This is a genomic window from Paraburkholderia suaedae (genome assembly GCF_040812055.1).
GTDB lineage: Bacteria > Pseudomonadota > Gammaproteobacteria > Burkholderiales > Burkholderiaceae > Paraburkholderia.
The window spans coordinates 1-22,806 of sequence record NZ_JBFOAH010000054.1; the positions used below are offsets into that span (position 1 = coordinate 1).

Sequence of the window (22,806 nt, forward strand, 5' to 3'; positions counted from 1 at the left end):
CAGCGCGCACACACGAGACCGGCATTACCGGTCTCGTGGTACATCGCCACCCACCGCAATCGAGTCGCAATCTCACGGTCCATCGCTTCATTTTAGTTGAAACGATGTCTGTGAATCACACAGGTAAATGGCTCGAATATCGTCTCCAGATTCGCGATCCCCATGCCTTCATCCTGAACGTCGACCACCAGGTTGTCTCCATCACGCCGGGAGCGGATCGCTAGCGACTTGGGTCGTTCCGTCGTCGCCCACATCGCCTCGATGGCGTTGCGCACAAGATTGACGATCACCTGCTGGATCTGCACTGCGTCGGCTCTGATCATCGTCACGTCCTGGGCTAGCTGGGTCTCGAGCAGGATCAGATTCCCGTGGATTTCGCTAGCCATCAGCGTGCAGACCTGAAGGATCAGCTTGTTGATGTCAAGATCGACCTTTTCAGGAGCCGTGCGACTGAACAGCGCGCGAATACGGCTTATCACGTTCGCCGTGGCATATCCGTCACGGACGACGGCTTCGACGCTGAGCCGGGCGTTGTCGATGTTTGGCGGCGTTGCAGCGAGCCAGCGCCGGCACGCCTGCCCATGGGCCACAACAGACTGCAGCGGCTGGTTGATTTCGTGGGCGATGGACGCGGACAGCTCGGCAACAGTCGCCATCTGTGATGCCTGCACAAGCTTTTCCCGCGCAAGTCGCAGCGCGTCTTCCGCTCGCGTGTGCTCGATGAATTGCCCGATCTGGTAGCCGACGGAGGTCATCATCCGCAGGAGTTCGGGATCGGCGTCGCGGACCTCGCGGCTGAAGAATTCGATCACGCCCAGTACACCGGTCCTGAGCATGACCGGGAAGGCGAAGGCCGCGCGGAGCCGTTCCTCAGCGGCCGATTCCGCCCGCTGGAACTGCCGATCGAGCGCCATGTCGGGAATCCATGCAGGTGCGCCGCTCGACCACACTTGCCCGCGGAGCCCCATGCCGAAGCCACCCGTCGCGGACACCCACCCGGAACCGGCACGCGCGAAGGTGTCCGACGGCCATGTTTGCACGCACACCAGCATGCCCGCTTCCGAATCGACGCGCCAGAATGTGCCACGATCCCATTCGAGTGCCTCACACAGTTCACGCAGAATGCGCGGTGCCGCCTCTTCGAGCGAGCCCGCTTCCGACAGCGTGCGCGTGATGCTGAATTGCGCGAGCTGCCGCTGCTCGCGGCGCCTGCGATCGGTGATGTCGCTGGCGAGCGCAATTGCGAACAGGCGTCCACCGCGGTTGAACGTCCGCGCACGCACCTCGACGGTAAAGAGACTTCCGTCTTTGCGGCGGTGACGGGCGTTGAACGTCGCAGTGCCGTCCTCGCGCAGTCGCTGCTTGATCCACTGGAGCTTTTCCGGCGAGAGGTCGGGGTCGAACTGACACGTACCCGTGCCGATGAGCTCTTCGCGCGTATAACCCAGCGCCTCGCAGGCCTGACGGTTGACGTCGATCACGATATCTTCGTCGTCGTACAGGAAAATGGCATCCGTCGCGTGATCGACCAGGGTCCGGAAGCGTTCCTCACTCGCGCGCAGCGCCTCCTCGCTGGCGAGCAGGTTGCGGTGCGCGAGCGCGCTCGTCAACGCGTCTTCCAGGCGCCGGCCAATCTCCTCGAAGAGCCGCCGCTCCACGGTAGTCCACGAGCGCAAATGCGAGCACTGATGCAGCCCGAACAGGTACGGCCTGTCGCCCCTGGGACGCACCACAATCGCGATCGTCGACAGGATGTTGAACCGTTCGCCAACCTCCGGCGGGATGCCTGGATCCACCACCGCCGCTGGGGTGTGCAGCATGTCGCGCAGGAATTGCGCCGTCCGGGCGTCCACTGTCAGCTCATGGTCGAGCGCGAAGGCGCCCGGATAGTCCGGATGCGTATGCTCCATCACCGCGCGACACGTCGGCGCATCGGGGTCGCAGGGATAGACCAGCCAGGCCCGATCGCAATTGAAGATCGCCCGTGCCTCCTCAAGCACCCCGCGCGTCATGCCCTCGACCTCGTTCGTTCGCTGCATCGCGCGGTTGATGCGGTCCATGCACTCGAGGAACCATAGATGTTCCTCGCGCTCCTGCTCTGCACGCTTCTGCTCCGTGACGTCGATCACGGTGCCGATGTATTCGATCGCGTGACCCGAGCGGTCCAGAACCGGATGCGCCAGGCTACGGACGGTTCTCACTCCGGTATCGAAGTGCACGAGTCGGTACTCGGCTTCCCAGTCAGCACCATCGCGTACGGCCCGCCCCAGGCTTTCCAGGATCCGGGCTCGGTCGTCAGGATGAACGTCCTCGACCAATCGCTCGAACGAGGGCAGGCCCTTCGCAGGGTCGTGGCCGTGGACGCGATAACACTCGTCCGACCAGTACAGAATGGCATTTGAAACGGGACTCCATGCCCAGCTTCCGGTGTGACTGACCTTCTGCGCCTCCGCCAGGTACTGACGGCTGCGCCAGAGTTCCGCCTCCGCGCGCTTGCGCTCCGTCATGTCGACGACGAAGGCCACGCCGCGCTCGCAGCCCTCGTCGAAAGCGGTCACGCCGATCAGCACTGGCACCCGGCTGCCATCTTTGTGGAGATATTCCTTTTCAAAGGCCGGCACGCTGCCGGTCCGCCTGAACTGCTGCAAGTTTTGTTCTTGCTGGCGGTCGAGCCATTCGGGAGGTGTCAGGTCGGTCCACCTTAATCGACCCGCGACGAGATCCTCGCGCTCGTATCCGACCATGCGAAGAAACGCGTCATTGGCCTCGAAGATCTGACCACCCTGGTCCCCAAAGATAATCCCGACGATGTTGGCGTCGATTAACCGGCGGATCTGCGCTTCCCGTCCCCGGATTTCACCGTACAGACTGCTGTTTTCGAGCGAAATCGCCGCCTGGGAAGCGAGCACCTTCAGGGCAGAAATCCTGCCTGGCGTAAAAACGCCTGAAGCGAGCCTGTTTTCCAGGTACAGCAGCGCAACCAGCGCACCCTGCTTCAGCAACGGCAGGCAGAGTACCGACCGGACGCCCTGTGCAGCGATGTACTGATCAGTGGAATGCGGATTCGGGACTGAAGTATCGTCGAGAATCACGATCTCCCGGGTACGCGCGGCGTAACGTACCACCGAGTCGGGAAGCTCGTCCGCGGCAACTGGCGCCTCGCGCAGGCTGACCGAAACGGAGCTGCCGGAAGTCTTCGCCTCCGCCTGGATCAGGAATTCGCTATCACGCGGGAGGATCAGCAGCCCACGGTCCGCGCCGGCATGCTCGATGGCCGTATGCAACAGCGATTCGATGAGCTTTTCCGGCACGATCTCACCCGACACCGCCTGCGACACCTTGATCACCGTAGCCAGATCCAGATGTTCGACCGGCGCGTCGATCGTGACTGCAGGGGCCGGGGCACGATCGTCCTGCTTCAACGCGGGATAGAGTTGATCGAGCTGCCGTACCTTTCCAAAGGCGCCCCATTGCAGATAGGCACGCCGTGCGTTTCCCCGGTAGAGATGCGCAAACTCCTCAAAGCCGCGTGCCGCGTAGCAGCGGGCAGCCAGTTCGTACGACAGCGCCTCGTTCTGGATAAAGCCATTCGAACGCGCACAGCGAATCGCTTGCTCGTACAGATCCATTGCGTCGGGCAAGCGGCCCTCGATGCGTGCGATTTCCGCGCCGACCAGCACCGCGCGATCCTCGAAGTTCTGTGGGCAGTTTTCAGCCCATGCCCGGAGTTGCTGTTCGTGTGCCGACAGCGCATCCCGATGCTTCGCATACGGATCGGGACCCATGGGCTCGCAGCAGGCGGCACGGGAGAGGGCGGCATAGAGATGGTATTCCGCTCGCTCCACCAGCATCACTGAAAGCGACGTGGCCGTCGAATAGTATCCCTCCGCATTTTCCGCGGCATCGACAGCCGATGCGTAGTCGCCAGCGAAGAATCTCGCCTGCAGCTTCCGGATCCAGTAGAAACATTCAGGCATGGCCTGAGCCGGATGACCGGTGAGGCGCGCCTCGAACGAGCGCTCCGTGAACGGGCCATCGTCGAGCGAACCGAATTTCGCGGTTTCGCCACGGAGCGTGCGCACGAGTGTGTGCGCCGGCACCATCATGTCGGCAGCGAGTCCGAACCGTACCGTGCGCACAAACTCCAATCCTTGCTCTGATTCACGCTCAACCTGATCGAGTGGATCGCCCGAAGCGAAAAGATCGGAACTGAAAGTGCGACAGGCGTATGCAGCAAACGTCGGGTCGCCTTGCTGGTTCGCCATCTGAAAGGCACGTCGAGCCTGATCGATCCCTTCCCGCAGCGGTCGTGTCCACGGCACCACGAGTGCGAAGAGCAGGTAGGCTTTTCCTCCCAGGCGCGTCAATCCGCGATGTTCGGCCAGATTGCAGGCGACCTTTCCAAGTCGATACCCTGCGTCGTGATGGCCGAAGCGGTCGCCGGCGATAAGCGCGACCGCGACGTAGTGCGCGGGTGCACCGTCGCTGTTGCCACGCTCCAGGCTGAGATTCGCCGCCCTGCAGACGGTGAGCGCGTACAGATTCTCGTCGGTGAATAACGCCGGGGCGCCCAGGTTGATGAGCACGTCGAGCGTACCAAGACACTCCGGATCGTTCGTCAGCGGCAGGTCGATGATTTCCTCAATCTGACGACTTCCGAGCTGGGACCAGATCCGTTCGTACTCGCGATGCGCTTCCTGTGGGGTGGGATGGGCTGCCCAATCGATCTCCACATGGCGGAGGTATTCCAGACCGACCGCGACCGCACGATCGCAGTCCCCGAGCATCGTGTAAAGATCCACGCGCCGGCTAGCGACGGCCGCTCGTTGGACCGTGTCGGCAGCGCGCGTGGCAAGCGCTGCGAGACGCTTTTCCACGGCCGGCAGTCCCCCCATCCAGAGCTCGCAGTCGGCCCCATGCAGTTCCAGGGCGAAGGCAAGCTCCTGCTGGCGCTCCCACGCATCCTCCCGTAGCAGCGCTGCGCCGGCGCGCAGATACGTCAGCGCAGAGGCGTAGGCGGACGAGGCCTTCGCACGCTTGCCGGCGATCAGGTTCAGCCCGGCGAGCTTCTCGCGCTCGTCCTGTAACGTGATGAGGTGTGTACCGCGGTTGAGCTGGTTGACGATCTCGAAGATCATCTCCGGCAGCTTTTCCAACGGGGTGCATTCCACGAGCAGCCTGCCTATCCGGAGATGGATCTGCGCACGCGCCTCCTCCGGAATCAACGAGTACGCCGCCTCCTGAACCCTGTCGTGCACGAAGCCGCAGGAATGCTCCGTGCACGTAACGAGGCCTGCACGAATTGCTTCCCAAAGCCGTTCATGGAGATCGTCTCCCTTGCGCTGGGACACTGGTTCTAGTAGGGAGAGTTCGGCGCTGTTCCCCATGCACGCAAGCAGTTGCAGGTCTCGCTGCGTTTCGTCTGAAAGGCGGGTCAGTTTGCCGATCATGAGCTCCACCACGTTGTCGGTATAACCCTTCGTGTGGATGCGATCGAGGTCCCACGACCAGCGCATCGCATCATGATCGAAGGTAAGCATCCCCTCTTCTGTCAGCGAAGCAATGAACTGAATGGCGAAGAACGGATTTCCGGCGGTCTTGTCATGCACCAGCCACGCCAGCGGCGCGACCCGCTCCGTCCTGCAACGAAGCGCATCCGCGATCAGCTGTTCGAGATGCTCCCGGGCAAGCGGCGTCAGCGTGATCTCCGCCACCTTGCCGCCAGCGGCCTTGATGGCGTCCAGCTTGCGCATCAGCGGATGCGTGGCAGTGACTTCGTTGTCGCGATAGGCGCCGATCAGCATGAGGTTGCGCGGATGGGAGCGGGTCAACAAGTCCTCCATCAGGTCAAGCGTCGCCACATCGAGCCATTGCAAATCGTCGAGGAAGAGCACCAGCGGATGTTCTGGCCGGGCGAACACTTCGATGAACCGCCGGAACGTGAGTTGGAACCGGCGCTGCGCGTCTTGTGGAGGCAACTCGGGGACTGGCGCGGGCTGTCCGATGATGTGCGCCAATTCTGGAACGAGATCCACAACGAGTCCGGCGTTCGGCCCGAGCGCTTCCCGAAGAGAGTCGCGCCAGGCCGCAAGCCCCGCCTCACTTTTGCCAAGCAGCGGTCGTAACAGACTCCGGAAGGCTTGCGCCAGCGTCGAATAGGGGATGTCACGTTTGTACTGGTCGAATTTGCCGGAGGCGAAAAGCGCGCGCGGAGGCACCAGCACCGGGTGCAGTTCGTTGACGACGGACGACTTGCCGATGCCGGAATACCCGGAGACCAGCACCAGCTCCGGCGCCCCGCTGTTGACAACGCGCTCGAAGGTGTCGAGCAGCGCCTTTACCTCTTGCGATCGCCCGTACAGTTTCTCGGGAATCATCAGGCGGTCTGGCGTATCGAGCTCGCCCAGCGCGAATTCATCAATGCGTCGGTCGGCTTCCCACTGCGCAAGGCAGCGTCGCAGGTCCGCTTCAACGCCTGCCGCGGTCTGATAGCGCTCCTCCACAGTCTTGGCGAGCAGTTTCATCACGATCGCGGAGAGGACCGGTGCCAGGTCGGCCACACGCTCGTGCGGCGGCACTGCCTTTCTCGCAATGTGGCAGTGCACCCATTCCATCGGATCGACAGCGATGAATGGGAGACTTCCCGTGAGCATCTGGTAGAGCGTCACGCCGAACGCGTAGAGATCGCTGCGGGAGTCGACCGAACGATTCATCCGCCCGGTTTGCTCCGGTGCCATATAGGCGAGCGTACCGGCGATCGACTCGGGCGGCTCCGGCCGTTGACGCTCTCGCGTGAGCCGCGACGCGAGACCAAAACCCGTGAGCCTGACTTCATCACTATCGGGATTCACCAGGATGTGGGCCGGTTTGACGTCCTTGTGCACGAGCCCACTCCGGTGGACTGTGGCCAGCGCCGACGCGATGCCGATGGCGCGGCGCAGGAAGATTCCGGAGTCCATCGGTGCATCGAGGAGACCGTCGAGGGGCTGGTAGCCGGAATCGTCGGGAACAAGCACTGTTCGGTCGCGCTCGCGGAGCCACGGAGCGCGATCTACATCGGGTTCGATCTGGTTCATGGAATGCCGGTCCATTCTGATGCTTGCCCAAGTCATAAGCGGCCGGTCTACGACGCGTTCATGAGGACGCCGTTCTTGTACTTCGCGAAAACGCTGGAAGGCCGGGTGCGGCAGGCTGGCTGGGGATGATCGAGCGCCTAGGATCGAATCATTACGACCGCCGAAACAGTATCAGAGAATTCAAACTATTAGCCGTCCAAGATAAACCCGTCCCCGTTGGCACAAATGACCGTGGTTGTCGAAAAGTCGTGATTGCCGAGTCGCGGTGAGTCCTGACCGAGCGTCGCCTCGGTGCAGGAGTGGCGACCGGTGGGGAGGGGCGCGGTCAACTTCACAGGATTTATTTCGTTGTAGTTGGCATGGCTAACTGGCCCGTCAGAGCATTCGCGACCGGTTCGTCCCCGATCATTACATCCGACGCGCCGGGGCTCTCATGCAGGCCTTCCACTTAACATTGTCGTCGCCGGGCGTGGCGAAAGCGAGAAGGTTGAGCGTGTGTGCCATGCAGCCATGTCGCATGGTCGGCTGACGGCACTGACGCCCGTCCGAGGACGCCGCATCAGAAGCTACCGGTCACTCAATGAGGCGAAACGATAAATTTATAACTTCGCATCTGGTGGTGCTATTACATATTCATGTAATGCGCAACACGGTTGTCTGTGCGTTCGTCAGACGATTTCGACCGCTATCATTTTTTGTCGGCACGACCGCGTGAGGGCATCTAGGGAGATTGTCGTGGACCGGCTGTGCCGATGTTAGGATAGGCTTTTCCCTGCCGCTAGAGGCGTTGCATGGTATCTGCAAGCGAACTGGTGTATCTGGTCGACGACGACAGTCGGGTGCGCGAAGCACTCTCTGCGCTGCTGCGCGCAAACGGAAGAGACGTCCACGCATTCAACTCCGGCAGAGAGTTTCTGGACACACCACGTCAGAATGGCGTTGCATGTCTGATTCTGGATCTGAGAATGCCCGGCATGTGTGGGCTGGAAGTCCAGAAGCTTGTCAGCATGGAATCTCCGATTCCCGTCATTATCATTACCGGGAGGGGAGATGTGCCGTCCACGGTCCTGGCCATGAAGGGCGGGGCGGTTGACTTCCTCACAAAGCCCCTCGATGAAGATACGTTAATGCGCGCGGTTGATGCGGCACTCGCCACGGCGTACGTTCTTCGCAAGCAGGCGGAAGATACCGCGGCGCTCCGGGCTCTTTACGAATCGCTGACGCCTCGTGAGCAGGAGCTTTTGCCGTTACTCGCAGGCGGCCTGCTCAACAAGCAGGCGGCGGCAATCCTTGGCATTACCGAATACACCGTACAGGTACATCGCGGCAAGATCATGAGAAAAATGCAGGCGGATTCATTTGCCACGCTGGTCAGGCAGGCAAGCAAATTGCAGCTGGAAGCCTCGCCTACAACCACGTTCGATGCCTGACGCCGACGTTCATTCTTTTGTTGGACTCGATGACCCGGGGAACAAAATGCCCACGCCTCCGGTTCGGACCGTCGATCTGATCGACGACGATCGACGCGTTCTGCCGTCTCTGGCGAACCTGCTGGCCTCGGGCGGGTATGGGACACAGGCTTACGAATGTGCGCTGGATTTTGTCTGACGGTGCTCGGGCCTGGTATGCGTTATCACCGACCTTGGAATGCGGCCCATTGACGGCATTCAAGTGCTCGATAGAACGGTTTATTCGGACGCAACGACGCCCGTCATTGGGGGCATCATTATCACAGGCAAACCGGGCGAGAATACAGAAGACTACTATCGGCAGCGAGGCGCTGGGTTTCTTCAGAAAGCTGTCGTCGGCGACGCGTTGCTGGACCTGCTGGATAGTATCGCTTGAACGGTCGGGGTTTAAAGCAATCCGTGGGGTGCGCAGGTAAGTACCTGTGCGCGTTCGCAGCCCTCGATGGCAAGACACATCACGTAGCCTCGGGGTGCACACCCTGTGCCGCTGTCAGCACCAGACCACCAGGTCGTAACCGACCGTTCGCCGGCGGACGTTTACGGCGTTCCATGTATATGTGGTGTATTCCATTTATAACTCGCTAAGGATTACTATCCAGTGTGAAAGCGTTGCCATCGCAACCTCCAGAGGTCAGAAAGTGCTTTCAAAGCTGACAGTGCGGCGCGCCCCTCGACAAGTGACTGTCGTCGATGTCGCCCCGTACCGCGAACCGTATCATTCATCGCTGCGGCGCAAAACTTCGATGATTTGCTGGGCGTCGAAGAGGATTACGGTGTGGAACCGTGTGCGGTCGGTCTTAACTGCTTTCTGCATGGCGGCTGCTCCTTCGAGCGATCGGGAAAATCATGACTCACCTCGTCATGGCGAGGAGAAAGCCCTTAAGCATTCACGGTGCACCGCTGGGCCGCGAAGTTGTTGCCGGTACTGGAGAAAGCGTTTCGCTTGCGCAAGCAGCCGGTTGGCAAGAGTTGGCGCATGGACGAGAATGTGTCACGAACACAGGCGAAAGCTTATGGTGCTGTACTGAAGATGGGAGTAGGCCTCCCGAAGTCGGCTTGCAGGAGCAGATATCAAACCGTCCAGTGCGGCTGCGTTCAAAAGACGTGATCGTGAGCGATGTGGAAAAGGCGTCACTAAGTTCAGGTACGTGTTGAGAAGATGAGCGCATGCAAACCGTCCGATGACGCATCGCTAGCTCTAGAGAACTGTCGAAACCGGGGTCCTGAAGTAACTCCGGGATCAGTCGGGACGACACCTGTTTACGGACAGTGGCTATCTTCATGATGAACGCTCCTTTGCCGTGGAAGTCACGACTTCATGATGTCTGCGATTCACAGACATCATGCCATCGTTGCGATCGAAAACAGCCATATTCCAGTTTGTGCGCACTGGAACGCGCACATCATTGGAACCGATCACGCCACCACCGAACCCGCAATCCGGTCCCTTGCACGCGAGGAATCGGTTGAGGTTAGTACTTGCGGGTCATTCTCCTATGGAGCGGGGTTCTAGCGGCGGACCAGTCCACCGTCAGCGTCAGGTCATGCCTTCACACGTAGAGCGGCGTTCGCTGCGACCAGTAGACCCGCGTCGTGTTCGCGAAGCGTTGCCTCCACCTCATCGAATGCCTCTTTCAGCTCGCGGCGCCCCGACTTCGTCGAGTTTCCGGTACCGAGGATGACCTCGGCCTCGCTTTTCAAGCGCTTGACGAGCTTCGCCGCGCACCGGCTGTCGAGGACCGAGTTTTGGACAAAGCCGTTGATCTGGCCTATCAGCGCGGATAGCGTCGCTTCCGTTGACTGATTCAGGCGCTCGTCCGCGTCAAGAAGCGGTCGCTCTTTCATCTCGATTCTCCGGTTAGCTTTGGGACTCAACGTACCGAGTTAGTGCATCCACAGATGCGTTACGGCTGGCACTGCGCCTGCGCAACATCGTCAGCAGACAGATTGACAACTTCGATGAGTGACCACAGTTCGTCGTCTATAAGCTCTTTAGGCATCGCTTCCTGTCGGACAAAACAAGACAGGACGTTAACACCGGGTGCAGAAAGAGTTAACGGACCCTCTGGTTAATTTCGCGACAGCTTCTTGATCTTTATGAAGCGTTCGACACGTCCCACGCGCGTACCCATGCCTCAGGACAATTCAAAGGATTTCATACTGTCGCGCGCGCGTCCGACCGCCCATCAGGGAAAACCTCTCGTGCATCCTCGCACCGACGGCGCGATTGTCCAGTCGCTCCGCTGCGACGCGCATCTCCAGACTGGCCACGGAGCCGCCTCCACATGATCGCGCCACGCATTCGATTGACCACCATACCGTCCACGCAAATGGCATCTTCGGAGGCAATGATACGAGTTTTTCGACCGGCTATTCCCGTGCTTTGATCAAGCGTCCGCAGAAACAACATATATCGTTCTGCCCGGCCGAGACATTGCATGTTTATGTAATCTGGGGCACGTCCAGGCGGCTGGCCTCGTTGCTCAACAAGCGCCGAGCGCCGATACCCTCGCTGTACTGGTTCCAGATTCATGTAATACCCGTCCTTCGCCCCACCGACTATCATCAAGAATCTGGCACTACGAACCGTCCAATTCGGTCACCACGGCCTGGTAATTGTACTGCGGACCGCAATGTGACCCCGGGCCGGAGGAACTTCATGCCGGGCGATTCACGGCAACCGGTCCAGCAACAGAACTTCTTCATCCATATTGCAAGATGCCGCCACAGGGCCACCACAAGCGCAAGGTAAAACGTGAGAATCGGAGAGATTGCCGTTTCCCGAGGTCGTTTCGAGAGCTGGTTTTCGCAGGACTGCAATGTAACTGGCCCTGGGTACCATGACGCCAAGTGTCAAAGATCGAGAAGGATAGGTTTGAAGATCCCCTGCGGCAGAAGTGTGACAAGTTGATCGTACTAGAGACCAGGGTTCTAAATGCGTAGTTCAGTGGGCTGAGGCATTGGAACCGAAGCAGCAAGCGCCGGAACCTGTCTTCCCCAGCCGAACGGCAGCTCGATCGTATTGAACCGCGCTTCAAAGATCGCGAGATTGACGAGTGGCTTGCGACTTCGCTTCGGCGTTTTGCGCCCGCGCGAGTTCGGGTCAATGTTGGGAATCATGCCGCGGTTGAAATTTACCTAGCGTTTAGTCGTGCAGTCGTAGCCACCCATCCATGCTGACGGTGGTGCCCCGCAGGTCCATGCCGACCGCCCGAGCGATGCGCGTCAGTTGAGGCAATGCTACGACCAGCAAAAACCTGCTGGACGCGGCACGTGGAGTCGGAGCGAACTCGCAATTCACTACTGTCGGCGATCTCGCACGACCTGCGCTCGCCGCTGACCGCGATCGTCGGGTTCGCGTCGATACTCGTCGAACAGGAAAAAGGGAGGAAGTCGGCGAGAGCGACTACGGGAATTGTCGACGCGATCTACGAGGAGGCGCTGCGTATGAACTGTCTCGCCACGAACCTCCTCGATATGGCACGGCTCGAAGCCGGCGGCCTGCGCCTTAGCCGGCAGTGGCTGATCCTCGAAGAGGTGGTCGGCGCGGCGCTCGGCGCATGCCGCCGGGTGCTAGGCGGCCGTCCGGTACGGGTGCAGGTGCCGCCGGAGTTCCCATTGCTGCAACTCGAAGCAGTACTGATGGAACGGCTCTTTGCGAATCTCTTTGAGAACGCGGCGAAGTACACGCTACCGGGCACGCCACTCACGATCGGCGCGACAGCGGCCCATGAAGGGGACCGAAAATACGTGAAGGTCTGTGTCGACGACAGCGGACCGGGCCTGCCGACGGGCATGGAGACGCGCGTATTCGACAAGTTCACCCGTGGCGAGAAGGAGTCCGCCAAGCCCGGAGTAGGTCTCGGCCTCGCGCTCTGTCGGGTGATCGTGGATGCACATGGCGGGATCATTGGTGCCGAGAATCGTACTGACGCCCGTGGCAACGTTATTGGCGCACGCTTCTGGTTCACGTTGCCGGCCGACGAGGTCCCGCCGACCGAGGCTCCGCCATCCGAGCCATGGGCAGACGAAGCAGCAGATGTTGGTGGAAGCCGTTAAAAAGACTGGGATGTTCGTTGCCAAGGCCACGTAACACGTCGCTCTCCAATCCACGGAAACTGTCGTCGTGCGAGTTCGTGGAATTCCTGGTTCAACAACGCGACGCGCAATTGCACGACACTGTGTGCCCCCACGCGACTCCAGCGCATATGCTGGCTCTTGCACATTCGACGGCCGACGATTCGGTTAATTGACGATTCGACGAAGCCGGTGGAGATCCGCCCTCCCGCACATTGCCATGTGCGATAGTCGATCAGCGATATTCAGCGTTGCTGTCGAGATTCGTGACCACGTTCGAGAGGCTATAGCTCGCTTTCCTGACTTGGCTGCCCACTGCCGGATCTCGTGTCTCACGTAGATCAAGCAAGTGAGCGAGTCTGGCTGCAAACTGCTGCCAGGCCGCTGTCTGTCCGACCCAAACGTAGTGGCGGAAGCGGACAAACAGATCCCACAGTTCAAACGCTGATCCACTGTCCGTGAGTCGCCCATATGCCAGAGGCGCGATAGCCTGCTCAACGCGTCGCAACATCCGCCCGATGTGTGGCCAATCGAGAATCCACTCGTTATCGTATGGGAGATCATTAGCGACGCCGGCCAGGTCCCGAACTCCGTCAGTCAGGACAACGACTTCATTGGGATCCCCGTATCCGCTGTCCTCGAGGAATCGTGTCATTTCTTGATTCAGTCGCCTGGTGCGCGGCATGGCGGAAGCCCACACTCGTGGCTGCTTACCGGCTTGGCCCAAAGCAGCAACTACGACTGCGATCGACGACGACCGGTTCCCGGCTTCTGCGCGATTTTCCTTGTCCGAACCCTTGCGATTACAACGTGCGCGACGGACATAGCCGACGTCAATGCCAAGCTCCGCAATCGGTCTTTCCTTCTCGCACCACCGACGCACGGGCCGTGCGTGCTGTATCGATTTTCCGATGGCCACGGTGTGGTTGCGAACGGTTACATGATTGTCGCGACCTGAGGTGGGTAGCAGAAGGTCCATGACCGCCTTGGCTTGCCGGTAGGGCATCGTGGCGCCCAACTCCGCGTGCAGCCATCTCAGTTCACCGGTACTTGTCTCCGTCAGGTAGTTCTTTAGCGGAGAAACATATCTTGCGCCGTCAGCACCGCAATTGCAGGCCTTCCATCGTTCGCGGCAATAGTAAACCTTTCCTAGCGCGGTCTTCAGCTCCGAGCAATGATTATCATGCAGACGACGCTGGACGCCGCAATCCACAGTCGACCGTTTTCCATCTTGAAGAGGAAATCGTTTGTCACCTTCACACGTTTCCATTGAAGACCTTTCGCCCGGTGAACGGTCGAGATCACGTAGTCCGCTTCAGCGTCTGCTGTGATTCGCTGGGCGAGTGAGCGCAGGTAGTCGGTCCCGAGTTCATCCACGATTCGTACGACCGGTAGAAGATCGACGCCGGCGGCGCTGCGCGCAAAGGATTGTGCCTCCTTCCAGTTTCGAACAGCGAAAATGCCGCTGGCCGGAATGCGCGACGTCCGGCGATTAGTGCGTCAGCGCCGTCGGCGTACGCCACGATCTCAGCGGGACTCATGCGGATCGAGGGGCGATGCCCAGCCTCGATTCCGGCCGCGAGATGCCAGATCGCGGAGACGTTCTTTCGGCACAAGATGGCATCGACAGGCGGTGCAATGGCCGGGTCATCAGAGATGATGGAGCCGATGCCGGGTTGGCCGCGCAATGGCGTGCGTTCGCCCAGAAGCTGGAGCAGCCTGCTGGCCAGTGTAGCGAACAGCGCGCCGAACCGGAACGACTCGGTCAGTGCACGCTCCGGGGCGTCGATTTGCGACATCGCGTTGAGTGCCCCGCGCCACTCGTAAATCTGCTGATAGGGGTCGCCCACATAGATGATCTGCGCGTGAGTTTGACGCGCCAGTATTTGCAGCATGACGCCGTCGCTATCCTGCGCCTCGTCAAACAGTATGAAGGCCGAGTCAATGCGCGGATCCATCTGTGACCAGACCTTCAGGTATACGTCTGGCATGATCGCGCTGCGCCCGCTTCGTTCAGTGCTCTCCCTCCACATGCGAGAAACCGAGGGGAGCAGTCCGTCGCGGAGCCACTCTGCGGCGCCGGTGTCGATTTTCTCGTCGACGGGAATGTGAGCCGGCTCGGGTACAGGACTCGCGGAACGACAGAAGCGTCCAGGTCCGTCGGCAACCATGCGGCCCACGTCGAAGGCGGTCAACTCGAGAGCCTTGCCAGTGACAGATGGCACCTCCACGGAGCTCAGGCCGTACCGCGCCGCAAGCTCATGCGGTGGCTCGGCGGGCAGGCTCACCCGCGAGGTCAAGGCGGGCGGTGTGGAGGCATACGCGAGCGAGTGGACAGTCCGCGCAACGACGTTATCCGGAAAGCCGCGCCGCGCATGCTCAGCGAATTCCCTGTTCAACGCGAGGTAGGTACCGCGCTGTGGAGCCAGCCGATGCGCGACCAGACGGAGCGTCGATGTTTTTCCCGCACCCGCGTAAGCCTTGATCTTGAGGTTGTCGCCGCTGCCGGCCGCATCTACGATGGCCTGTTGCTCTGGCGTGGGTCTGAACTGGGCAGGCATGGACTCGATTTGGGCCGAAAGACCATCAGTTTGCCCCGGTGCCCAGGAAATCGGTCGCCGGAAAGAAAAAAGCCTGCTGGCGTTGGTTGGCCGTGCGGGTCTGTGCGGCCATGAGCGGTCGGTCGAGGTCGTCGTGCATTTTCGGAGCCTAGCTTCCCTTTGCCTCGCTCAATGGCCGGTTTCCGGCAAGCAAATTGCGGGTGGCACTGCCTTGACGCGGCCATCTACGGACGTTCAACCACGCGTTCACCGCGACGTTCGAACGTCAGCTTCACCGGGACAACGGACCGTCGTGTGCGGATGGTCTGTGTCGCATCGTCCGCCGCCAAGATTCACGCCTTGGGATACCAGCGCATTTTAGAATGCGCCTGCCTGCGTTTACACGATCGCGATCACCGCCAGGGAGAATGGTCCATGAAAGATGATGGTCGAGAACTTCACTTGGCACTTAATACATGATTTATTGAGGAACGCCGCCAAGCGCTTTTATGTTTCCTGCAGTGTGTGCGCACTGCGTCTGTCGTGATCATCAAATTGCGTCAAAATTCCGCATTGCTAAACGGTAGCTACTGACCTAACCTTCCTAACACTTTATGCAAGCGGAGGCTCGGCGGCCATCCGTTTCTCTACCATAGGACTCGGCATGAACTGTGATCCAACCGATACGGCCGTGGTCTTCATCGACCCGCAGAACGACGTGCTGAGCCCGAGGGGCAAGAACTGGGGCGCGGTGGGCGCTAGCGTCATGGAAAACAGAACCGTCGAAAACATGTTGAGGATCTTCAAGGCTGCAAAAGCCGCGAAGATCAATGTGTTCATATCTCCTCATTACTTCTTTCCAACCGATCGCGCATGGAAGTTCAACGGTCCGCTCGAAGCGGACGAGTTCGCAACCGGTACGTTCGCGCGAGAAGGCGCTCTGAGTCTCCAGGGACTTGAAGGTTCGGGCGCGGATTGGCTGGCGGAGTTCAAACCTTACATTGATGACGGCCAAACCATCGTCGTGAGTCCACACAAGGTATTCGGCCCACAAACCAATGACCTTGTACTGCAATTGCGCAAACGTCACATGAGCAAAGTGGTGCTCGGCGGTATGCTCGCCAACATGTGCGTGGAGGCTCATTTGCGCGACTTGCTCGAGCAGGGCTTCGAAGTGTCGGTCGTAGCCGATGCGACCGCAGGGCCTCGTCATCCCGTCTGGGGTGATGGCTATAAAGCCGCCATGATCAACTATGCGTTTCTCGCGCACGCGGTGGTATCCACCGACGACGTCGTCGCGGCAATGACCTGATCTTTCTGTCGGCATCCGAAATTCCTCGCTTCACATGCATTTCTTTCAGCTTATACACAGTGCTGAGCCGCGGCTCGACATCCTCGAGCAAAGAAGGTGATCGCGGACCGGCCATCCGACCCAGGAGCATCGCAATGGCCAGTCCAGCTTCGAGTACTTCGTCTGCTGCCGAGCGCAACAGCCCTGCCGTTCCCGTCACGCATCATCGAACGGCAATTGTGGATGGATGCAAGATCTTCTACCGACAGGCCGGTCCGCTCGACGCTCCCGTTGTGCTGCTATTGCATGGTTTTCCGACCTCGTCGCATATGTTCAGGAACCTGATTCCTGCACTCGCCGACCGCTATCACGTGGTTGCGCCGGACTACCCCGGCTATGGTCAGAGCGACATGCCGGATCGTGCCGAATTCGCCTACACGTTCGACCGCTACGCCGAACTGGTGGACGGCTTGCTCGATCAGCTCGGCACGCGCCGGTACACGATGTATGTGATGGACTATGGCGCGCCCGTGGGCTGGCGGCTTGCGCTGAAGCATCCGGACCGTGTGGCAGGTTTTATCGTCCAGAACGGAAATGCCTATGACGAGGGCCTCAAGGCATTCTGGGACCCGATCAAGACATATTGGGCCGACGGTTCGGACGCGAGCAGGAAAGCATTGCTGCCCCTGCTCACGCTGGAGACGACCATCTTTCAATATACCGATGGCGTGTCCGACCGCACCCGTGTTTCCCCGGACAACTGGGTCCATGACCAGGCGCTGCTCGATCGCCCCGGCAACAACGACATCCAGCTCGACCTGTTCTATGACTACCGGACCAATCTGCCTCTTTACCCGAAGGTGCAGGCGTATTTCCGGGAATTTAAGCCGCCGATGCTGATCGTCTGGGGCAAAAACGATGTGATCTTTCCGGCGGACGGCGCGTATCCGTACGAAGAAGATTTGCCGGACGTCGAGACTCATCTGCTCGACACGGGTCATTTCGCGCTGGAAGACAAGGCGGACGAGATGGTGCCGCTGATACGCGACTTCCTTGCTCAAAAGATCGATTCAAGACCGTGATCGAATCTGATGGTGATTCCTATGCTGACGACGAATGTCGCCGGCATTGACGTTTAATGTCTATGCGTGTCGGTTGGCGGGGTGTGTTCCTTCAACGCTGCACCACGACGGCATCTGCGCGGATTTCATCTAGTGGATGCCTTGCGGTTCCCCATCGAGTTACCGACGTCCATGGCATGTGCTGTGCCTCACTCGCATAACGGGGCGAGCGCTTGCCAGGGCAGACCGAATGCTGTTAGCGAGCTCGACTCCCGGAGGAATCTCCTTGTAGTCGACACGATTGACGGGGCCATCGGTCTCCGATTCCTCCAATTGCTGGATTAGCATCTCGTAGCTAACTGCTCCAACCGCCTGATTTATTTCGCAATAACGTCGCGTGTCGTGTGCGAGATGAAACATGGTCAGGGCTTCCATTTACCCCCGTCACGGCCAGCGTTACGTCGCGGCCACAGGTGAACACATCCGTTTTCATGCGTCATCCCAATGGTACTTACCAAAAGGTGCATACCATCTAAAAGTGTCGTTAAGGTCTACGATGCCCGCACAAAATTGATGATTTTGCAAGGAGCACGCATATGGGTAGGCTGACGGGAAAGGTCGCGCTGGTGACCGGCGGCAATAGCGGCATCGGGCTCGCGAGCGCGAAGCGCTTCGTCGAGGAGGGGGCGTTCGTGTTCATCACGGGGCGGCGCCAGACCGAGCTGGACAAGGCTGCGGCGGCCCTCGGGCACGACGTGCGGGCGCTTCAGGGCGACGTGTCGAAGCTCGATGATCTCGACCGAATTTTCGCCGCAGTGCAGGCGGAGAAGGGGCATCTCGATGTTCTGTTCGCGAACGCTGGACTAGGCTCGCTTGCGCCGCTCGGAGCGATCACGGAAGCGCAATTCGATCTTACATTCAACGTCAACGTGAAAGGGACGCTGTTTACGGTCCAGAAGGCGTTGCCGCTGATGAACGCAGGTGCCTCGATTATCCTGACCGGGTCGACGACAGGTTCGAAGGGGACGCCGGCGTTCAGCGTATATAGCGCAACGAAAGCGGCAATCCGCAATTTCGCGCGCAGCTGGGCGCTCGATCTGAAAGACTCCGGAATCCGCGTGAACGTACTGTCTCCCGGTGCAACGGCGACGCCGGGCCTGATGGAGAGTCTTGTCTCCGGCGCTCAGCTCGATGCGATGCTCGGCGAGCTTAAAGTTCAGACGCCGCTCGGGCGTATAGCTGATCCGGATGAAACGGCTTCCGTGGCGCTGTTCTTGGCGTCGGACGAGAGTAGCTTTATGACCGGCAGTGAAGTGTTCGTCGATGGCGGTTTGGCGCAGGTCTAATCCGGACTGGACGGTGACGGACATTCGTTCCGCAGTGGCCGGTACGCTATCGGTGGCGTTCGCCACTAGTGTTCGTTCCACTCGGGAAGAGCCATTGCTGATTCAGCACGGCGACCGTCTATACAGGGTCGGAAGCACGCGCAGACGACTGTCCGCTCCCGGGCCGCGAGATTCCAATGGCCGCTTTCGCGCGATGAAATTGAAGAGCGGGCTGACGGAGCCCGACCCGTTGACGCCGTTGAAGCGGTAAAGACTCCAATGTCGGCTTTTGAATCCACAGCCGTCATTCGCCTCGATGCCGAACGTCGTGGAGCAACCCTCGTGGACGATATGCGTGTCATGGCAAAATTCCACGCATGCCACCGCCCCCATATCCAACAGGCCCCTTGGAATTCGCGCGCCTCAAACGTTGCGTGACAGCGAACGTCGAGGTTTTTCATGCCCGATTCAGCCGGCACCGATTTGCCTCGCACGCACACGATACATGGGCAATTGGTGCCGTACTGAGTGGGGCGAAGGACACGTCACCGCGGGATGGCCAGACTGCGATCGTCGAAGCGGGCCAGATCTACGCGCTCGCACCGGGTGTCGCGCACGCGGGACGCGGCATTGACCAACAAGGCTGCGAGTATGTGATGCTCTACGTGCCCGACGTCGAGTGGCGTATGCGTTGCGCCATCCACCGTATTTCACCCGAGGCTATCGTCAAGCCTTTGACCCATCCGAAGTTGGTGGCGGAATTCGCTGCGCTGACGCGGCGGCTCCACGCTGCATCCAACGAGGATCGTTCGTGTCATATCGAATGGTCGCTGTTTTGGGAGGGCGTCTGCGCGGCGGTGCAGCCAATCACTACTCATACCGGTTCGCTTTCCTCGGCGACCGCGGAACCGTCGATTCAGAGGGTCTGCGAATATCTGCGCGCATCGTTGGATCGCAACGTTTCGCTTGCCGAACTTGCTCGCGAAGCATCGCTGTCGGTGCCTGAGTTCTGTCGCCGCTTTTCGGCTGTGTACGGCCTCAGTCCGCATCGCTATCAACTCGTGCATCGTCTCTTACGGTCCAAGCGCCTTCTCCTCGACGCGATGCCGATTGCCGAAGTCGCCATGGCAACGGGGTTTGCCGACCAGAGCCACATGGGTCGGCACTTTCGCGCGATGTTTGGAATGACGCCCGGCGCAGTCGCCCGGCACGCCGGCTCAAGAACGTTCTAGATGCCGCTGAGCCTGTGCAGCTAAGGTGTGGTGATCTTTCCCTTAACCAAGACCAAGGTATTCATCATGTCCACCCGTCATTCTCGCGCCCCTGTCGTGGTTTCGTTCACTGCTTCGCATCAGCAGGAAGCCGTCAATTTGATCCTGAATATCCAGAATGTTGAGGCGGGGTTGGATATATCGCTCGACGATCAACCGGACCTGGTCGACATCGAACGAAGTTACCTGTCGGCTGGCGGCGCTTTCTGGGTCGCGCTCGATGAGCAAGAGAAAGTCGTCGGCACCATCGGCTTGATGATTCAAACGCCGGAAGTGGCGGTGCTTAAGAAGTTTTTCGTGGCCGTCGACTGGCGCGGCAAGGACAAGGATTGTGCGTCGCGACTGTATGAATCGCTGATCGCCTTCGCACGCTCGCGCGGGCTCACTACGATCGTCCTCGATACGCCCTCGAGTGCTGCCCGGTCGCACACATTTTACAGGCGCCATGGATTCGAGCAGGTTTCCGGCAGCGAACTACCCGTACAGTACGACTATCCGGACAGGGGCTCACTACTGTTTCGATTGAGGCTGAAATGAGGGCGCACTGCACTTGAGTGATCGCATATGCATGACCTAGTCGCTTAATCGGACGTATTCGCGAGGCCACCCACGAACTGAACACAGCGGCTAGCTGAGCGTTCGCTAACCTAGCCTGCTGCACCGCTACTCTGTGCGCGTCCAGGCGCGACGCTGGCGATGGCTGTCGATTAGCCGAAATTGCCGATAACGACCAAGCGCGGAGTATCTGCTGGACGAGCACCATGTTGTCCGCTTGAGGGCTGGACAACCGACATTCGCTCGGGCCTCACAGGCACCGAAGTAAGCTTTGTACGCCGGCCCAAAATGAGACGCGGTATCGCACATGGGTGCTGACGTACCTTTGCTTCGGACGAAATATCTGGGCATTGTTACCGCCATTCAACAACATCGGTCGCTGGGACCGAAATAGGTGCGCAACCAAGAAGCAAGGCGCTCCATCCAAAGCGTTTGGAAAGGGATACGGCCATCGGATGACCAGCGGCATGGCGGACGTGTGCATTGAAGGCTACGAGGAATTCGAATCACCGGGCAAGACCATGGGGAACATTTACGCAGAAACGATGATTAAGAAATTTGGATGCAAAATCAGGGAGGTGAAGCCATGAAAGTACCTCGCGGAACAAAAGAGTTCTACCATCCGAAAGATGAGCCTTTTCCAACCTTCAGGCAGTTTCAGTATATCGTGAACAAAGAGGTGGGAATAGAGAACATACAGAAGAACCGATTGGGATCAGCCCGACATAGAAGAAGTCTTGCTCCTTCGAAGGGGCGGTTCTCCAAAGAGGTGGCTTATCTGCTAGAAGAAGTAGAGTTCGACGGCAATCTCCTCGCAGACAGGCCAAAGGGCTACGTGGAAGGCAGCGTACTGCCTCCGCTGTGGGAAGTGGTCGCGCGCGACTTGATGTGCGGCGCAAAACTCGGCATAGGATTTTCCTTCGCAGCGGAGCGAGCGAGCGCATATCGCATGGCGCTTTTCTCTATGGCCGTCCCGAAAGAATACTTTTGCGCCCTGTGGGGAATTTGTCTTGAGCCCGGCATGTGGGAGACCCAGGGCCTGCCACCGCATTACAAAACAGACCGCGGTGTCGGTTCGAGCGAAAAATTGATCGCGCCTGAAGGCGCCCGACTGCCCATCAGAGACATGACGCCGGCATATTCCGGGCAGTCCAAAGCGACTGTGAAATCATCGCATCCTCGCAACGTCAGATTCGAAGGTGAACCCCACTACGTGGCAAGCAACCATACGGTCGTCAACCTGGCCAAGCGGGAAATACATGCGCTAATTCGATACAACCACACAGCGGATATGTCCGCGCGCATGCCGATGGAAGCTGAGCTGGCCTCTGTTCTGCCGACCCCTCATGAATTGTGGAAATACTACGAACGAAATCTACGGACTTCAGGCATTCCAATGAGCATCGCGGACGCGGTACGAACGTTCTTGACACCGGTCGGAATGACAGCGCAAACGGAGGGGGTTTATCTCGGTGACCTGAAGTATCATTCAGATTGCCTAAAAGCGTGTGGCCTGCTTGATCGTGTTGCACGCCTACACCCTAAAAAGATAGCCGTCCAAGGATACATGCTAGACCTTTGTATTCGGCACGTATGGATCGAAGTGGACAATAGGATTTTTCGCCTGGATGCGCAACTACCGATTCGCGGGAACGAGGAATCGCTGTCTATATCCATTCTCGAGCTTTCTGAATGGAACGCTGAACGCGCGACGGCTGATTCCGCATTCAGAGTGCACAAATTAGCTTGGTTGGCTGAGTCGCTAGACCGATTCGAGCAGGAGAGTGGGATGAGTTGGGATAGCGGCACTCGTAGGGCTGGTCACCCGAAGAAGACCGCGGCGTCCCGTCGGGATGCACACGACGTCGACCAACACACGTCCAGAAGGAAATGAGCGTAATGACCATCAATCAAACTCCATGGGTTTCCCGCTTTACCCCGCTCCTGAATCGAGAGGAAATTCGCAAGCGAGTGGAACTGCGGCCGGAGCCCATTCCCCACATCCGCGACATGTCACCGCTAGGGAAGGTCTGCAAAAGTCCTGGCGTCGACGTACGGGTGGACTATCCTGGGAGATAGGAAAGTTTAGGGGTATCTTCGATGACGCAACTTGGTCTTGGTCTGGATCTGTCAACGAAACG

Annotated in this window: 13 protein-coding genes and 3 pseudogenes; 11 read left to right on the top strand and 5 right to left on the bottom strand. The window is 59.3% G+C overall.

The annotated features are described in order from the left end of the window. Positions 1-92 precede the first annotated feature (92 nt). Positions 93-7,076, bottom strand: a complete 6,984-nt coding sequence (locus ABQJ48_RS36000; protein WP_367842663.1) for a PAS domain S-box protein — start codon at positions 7,074-7,076, stop codon at positions 93-95. Positions 7,077-7,867: 791 nt separating this feature from the next. Between ABQJ48_RS36000 and ABQJ48_RS36005 the strand changes: the two genes are divergently transcribed. From ABQJ48_RS36005 to ABQJ48_RS36020, 4 genes and pseudogenes are all read left to right on the top strand, one after another. Then, positions 7,868-8,506, top strand: a complete 639-nt coding sequence (locus ABQJ48_RS36005; protein ID WP_367842664.1) for a response regulator transcription factor — start codon at positions 7,868-7,870, stop codon at positions 8,504-8,506. A 46-nt stretch (positions 8,507-8,552) separates the two neighbouring features. Then, the gene (locus tag ABQJ48_RS36010) at positions 8,553-8,684 is read left to right on the top strand and encodes a response regulator (RefSeq protein ID WP_367842665.1); all 132 of its coding nucleotides are present in this window, start codon (positions 8,553-8,555) and stop codon (positions 8,682-8,684) included. 39 nt (positions 8,685-8,723) lie between these two features. Continuing rightward, positions 8,724-8,921 carry a hypothetical protein gene (locus ABQJ48_RS36015; RefSeq protein ID WP_367842666.1) on the top strand — a complete coding sequence of 66 codons (198 nt, stop codon included), beginning with the start codon at positions 8,724-8,726 and terminating at the stop codon, positions 8,919-8,921. A 513-nt stretch (positions 8,922-9,434) separates the two neighbouring features. Continuing rightward, positions 9,435-9,581 (top strand): annotated as a pseudogene (locus ABQJ48_RS36020) (IS6 family transposase); the annotation flags it as partial. Positions 9,582-10,087: 506 nt separating this feature from the next. Here the strand turns inward: ABQJ48_RS36020 and ABQJ48_RS36025 are convergent. Beyond that, complete coding sequence (locus ABQJ48_RS36025) at positions 10,088-10,390, bottom strand: hypothetical protein (protein WP_367842667.1); 303 nt, start codon at positions 10,388-10,390, stop codon at positions 10,088-10,090. Positions 10,391-11,815: 1,425 nt separating this feature from the next. Here ABQJ48_RS36025 and ABQJ48_RS36030 point away from each other — a divergent pair. Then, positions 11,816-12,604 (top strand): annotated as a pseudogene (locus ABQJ48_RS36030) (ATP-binding protein); the annotation flags it as partial. Here the strand turns inward: ABQJ48_RS36030 and ABQJ48_RS36035 are convergent. Together ABQJ48_RS36035 and ABQJ48_RS36040 are read right to left on the bottom strand one after the other, a co-directional pair. After that, positions 12,601-13,844, bottom strand: a pseudogene (locus tag ABQJ48_RS36035) (ISKra4 family transposase); the annotation flags it as partial. The pseudogenes ABQJ48_RS36030 and ABQJ48_RS36035 overlap by 4 nt on opposite strands. 79 nt (positions 13,845-13,923) lie before the next feature. Further along, positions 13,924-15,183 carry a UvrD-helicase domain-containing protein gene (locus ABQJ48_RS36040; RefSeq protein ID WP_367842668.1) on the bottom strand — a complete coding sequence of 420 codons (1,260 nt, stop codon included), beginning with the start codon at positions 15,181-15,183 and terminating at the stop codon, positions 13,924-13,926. Between the two features lie 643 nt (positions 15,184-15,826). On the opposite strand from ABQJ48_RS36040, the gene ABQJ48_RS36045 reads away from it, so the two are divergent. Then, a complete protein-coding gene (locus ABQJ48_RS36045) occupies positions 15,827-16,474 on the top strand; it encodes an isochorismatase family protein (protein ID WP_250491476.1) in 648 nt (215 codons plus the stop codon). Between the two features lie 134 nt (positions 16,475-16,608). Next, entirely contained in the window at positions 16,609-17,535 is a 927-nt protein-coding gene (locus ABQJ48_RS36050; RefSeq protein ID WP_367842669.1) for an alpha/beta fold hydrolase, read from the top strand. Between the two features lie 159 nt (positions 17,536-17,694). Here the strand turns inward: ABQJ48_RS36050 and ABQJ48_RS36055 are convergent, their stop codons facing one another. Then, positions 17,695-17,949 carry a winged helix-turn-helix transcriptional regulator gene (locus tag ABQJ48_RS36055; protein WP_367842670.1) on the bottom strand — a complete coding sequence of 85 codons (255 nt, stop codon included), beginning with the start codon at positions 17,947-17,949 and terminating at the stop codon, positions 17,695-17,697. A gap of 161 nt (positions 17,950-18,110) precedes the next feature. On the opposite strand from ABQJ48_RS36055, the gene ABQJ48_RS36060 reads away from it, so the two are divergent. The 4 genes from ABQJ48_RS36060 (at position 18,111) to ABQJ48_RS36075 (ending at position 22,559) form a co-directional block, all read left to right on the top strand. After that, positions 18,111-18,860 carry an SDR family NAD(P)-dependent oxidoreductase gene (locus ABQJ48_RS36060; protein ID WP_367842671.1) on the top strand — a complete coding sequence of 250 codons (750 nt, stop codon included), beginning with the start codon at positions 18,111-18,113 and terminating at the stop codon, positions 18,858-18,860. A 356-nt stretch (positions 18,861-19,216) separates the two neighbouring features. Beyond that, positions 19,217-20,071, top strand: a complete 855-nt coding sequence (locus tag ABQJ48_RS36065) for a helix-turn-helix domain-containing protein (protein WP_367842672.1) — start codon at positions 19,217-19,219, stop codon at positions 20,069-20,071. Between the two features lie 66 nt (positions 20,072-20,137). Continuing rightward, positions 20,138-20,647 (top strand): GNAT family N-acetyltransferase, encoded by a 510-nt coding sequence (locus ABQJ48_RS36070; protein WP_367842673.1) that lies wholly within the window; start codon positions 20,138-20,140, stop codon positions 20,645-20,647. 604 nt (positions 20,648-21,251) lie between these two features. Next, entirely contained in the window at positions 21,252-22,559 is a 1,308-nt protein-coding gene (locus ABQJ48_RS36075; RefSeq protein WP_367842674.1) for a hypothetical protein, read from the top strand. Positions 22,560-22,806 lie beyond the last annotated feature (247 nt).

Coding starts and splice junctions, on each gene's coding strand:
- ABQJ48_RS36075 (WP_367842674.1), top strand. CDS start 21,252: ATGAAAGTACCTCGCGGAACAAAAGAGTTCTACCATCCGAAAGATGAG.
- ABQJ48_RS36015 (WP_367842666.1), top strand. CDS start 8,724: ATGCGGCCCATTGACGGCATTCAAGTGCTCGATAGAACGGTTTATTCG.
- ABQJ48_RS36025 (WP_367842667.1), bottom strand. CDS start 10,390: ATGAAAGAGCGACCGCTTCTTGACGCGGACGAGCGCCTGAATCAGTCA.
- ABQJ48_RS36060 (WP_367842671.1), top strand. CDS start 18,111: ATGGGTAGGCTGACGGGAAAGGTCGCGCTGGTGACCGGCGGCAATAGC.
- ABQJ48_RS36065 (WP_367842672.1), top strand. CDS start 19,217: ATGCCACCGCCCCCATATCCAACAGGCCCCTTGGAATTCGCGCGCCTC.
- ABQJ48_RS36050 (WP_367842669.1), top strand. CDS start 16,609: ATGGCCAGTCCAGCTTCGAGTACTTCGTCTGCTGCCGAGCGCAACAGC.
- ABQJ48_RS36045 (WP_250491476.1), top strand. CDS start 15,827: ATGAACTGTGATCCAACCGATACGGCCGTGGTCTTCATCGACCCGCAG.
- ABQJ48_RS36070 (WP_367842673.1), top strand. CDS start 20,138: ATGTCCACCCGTCATTCTCGCGCCCCTGTCGTGGTTTCGTTCACTGCT.
- ABQJ48_RS36055 (WP_367842670.1), bottom strand. CDS start 17,949: ATGGAAGCCCTGACCATGTTTCATCTCGCACACGACACGCGACGTTAT.
- ABQJ48_RS36005 (WP_367842664.1), top strand. CDS start 7,868: ATGGTATCTGCAAGCGAACTGGTGTATCTGGTCGACGACGACAGTCGG.
- ABQJ48_RS36010 (WP_367842665.1), top strand. CDS start 8,553: ATGCCCACGCCTCCGGTTCGGACCGTCGATCTGATCGACGACGATCGA.
- ABQJ48_RS36040 (WP_367842668.1), bottom strand. CDS start 15,183: ATGCCTGCCCAGTTCAGACCCACGCCAGAGCAACAGGCCATCGTAGAT.
- ABQJ48_RS36000 (WP_367842663.1), bottom strand. CDS start 7,076: ATGAACCAGATCGAACCCGATGTAGATCGCGCTCCGTGGCTCCGCGAG.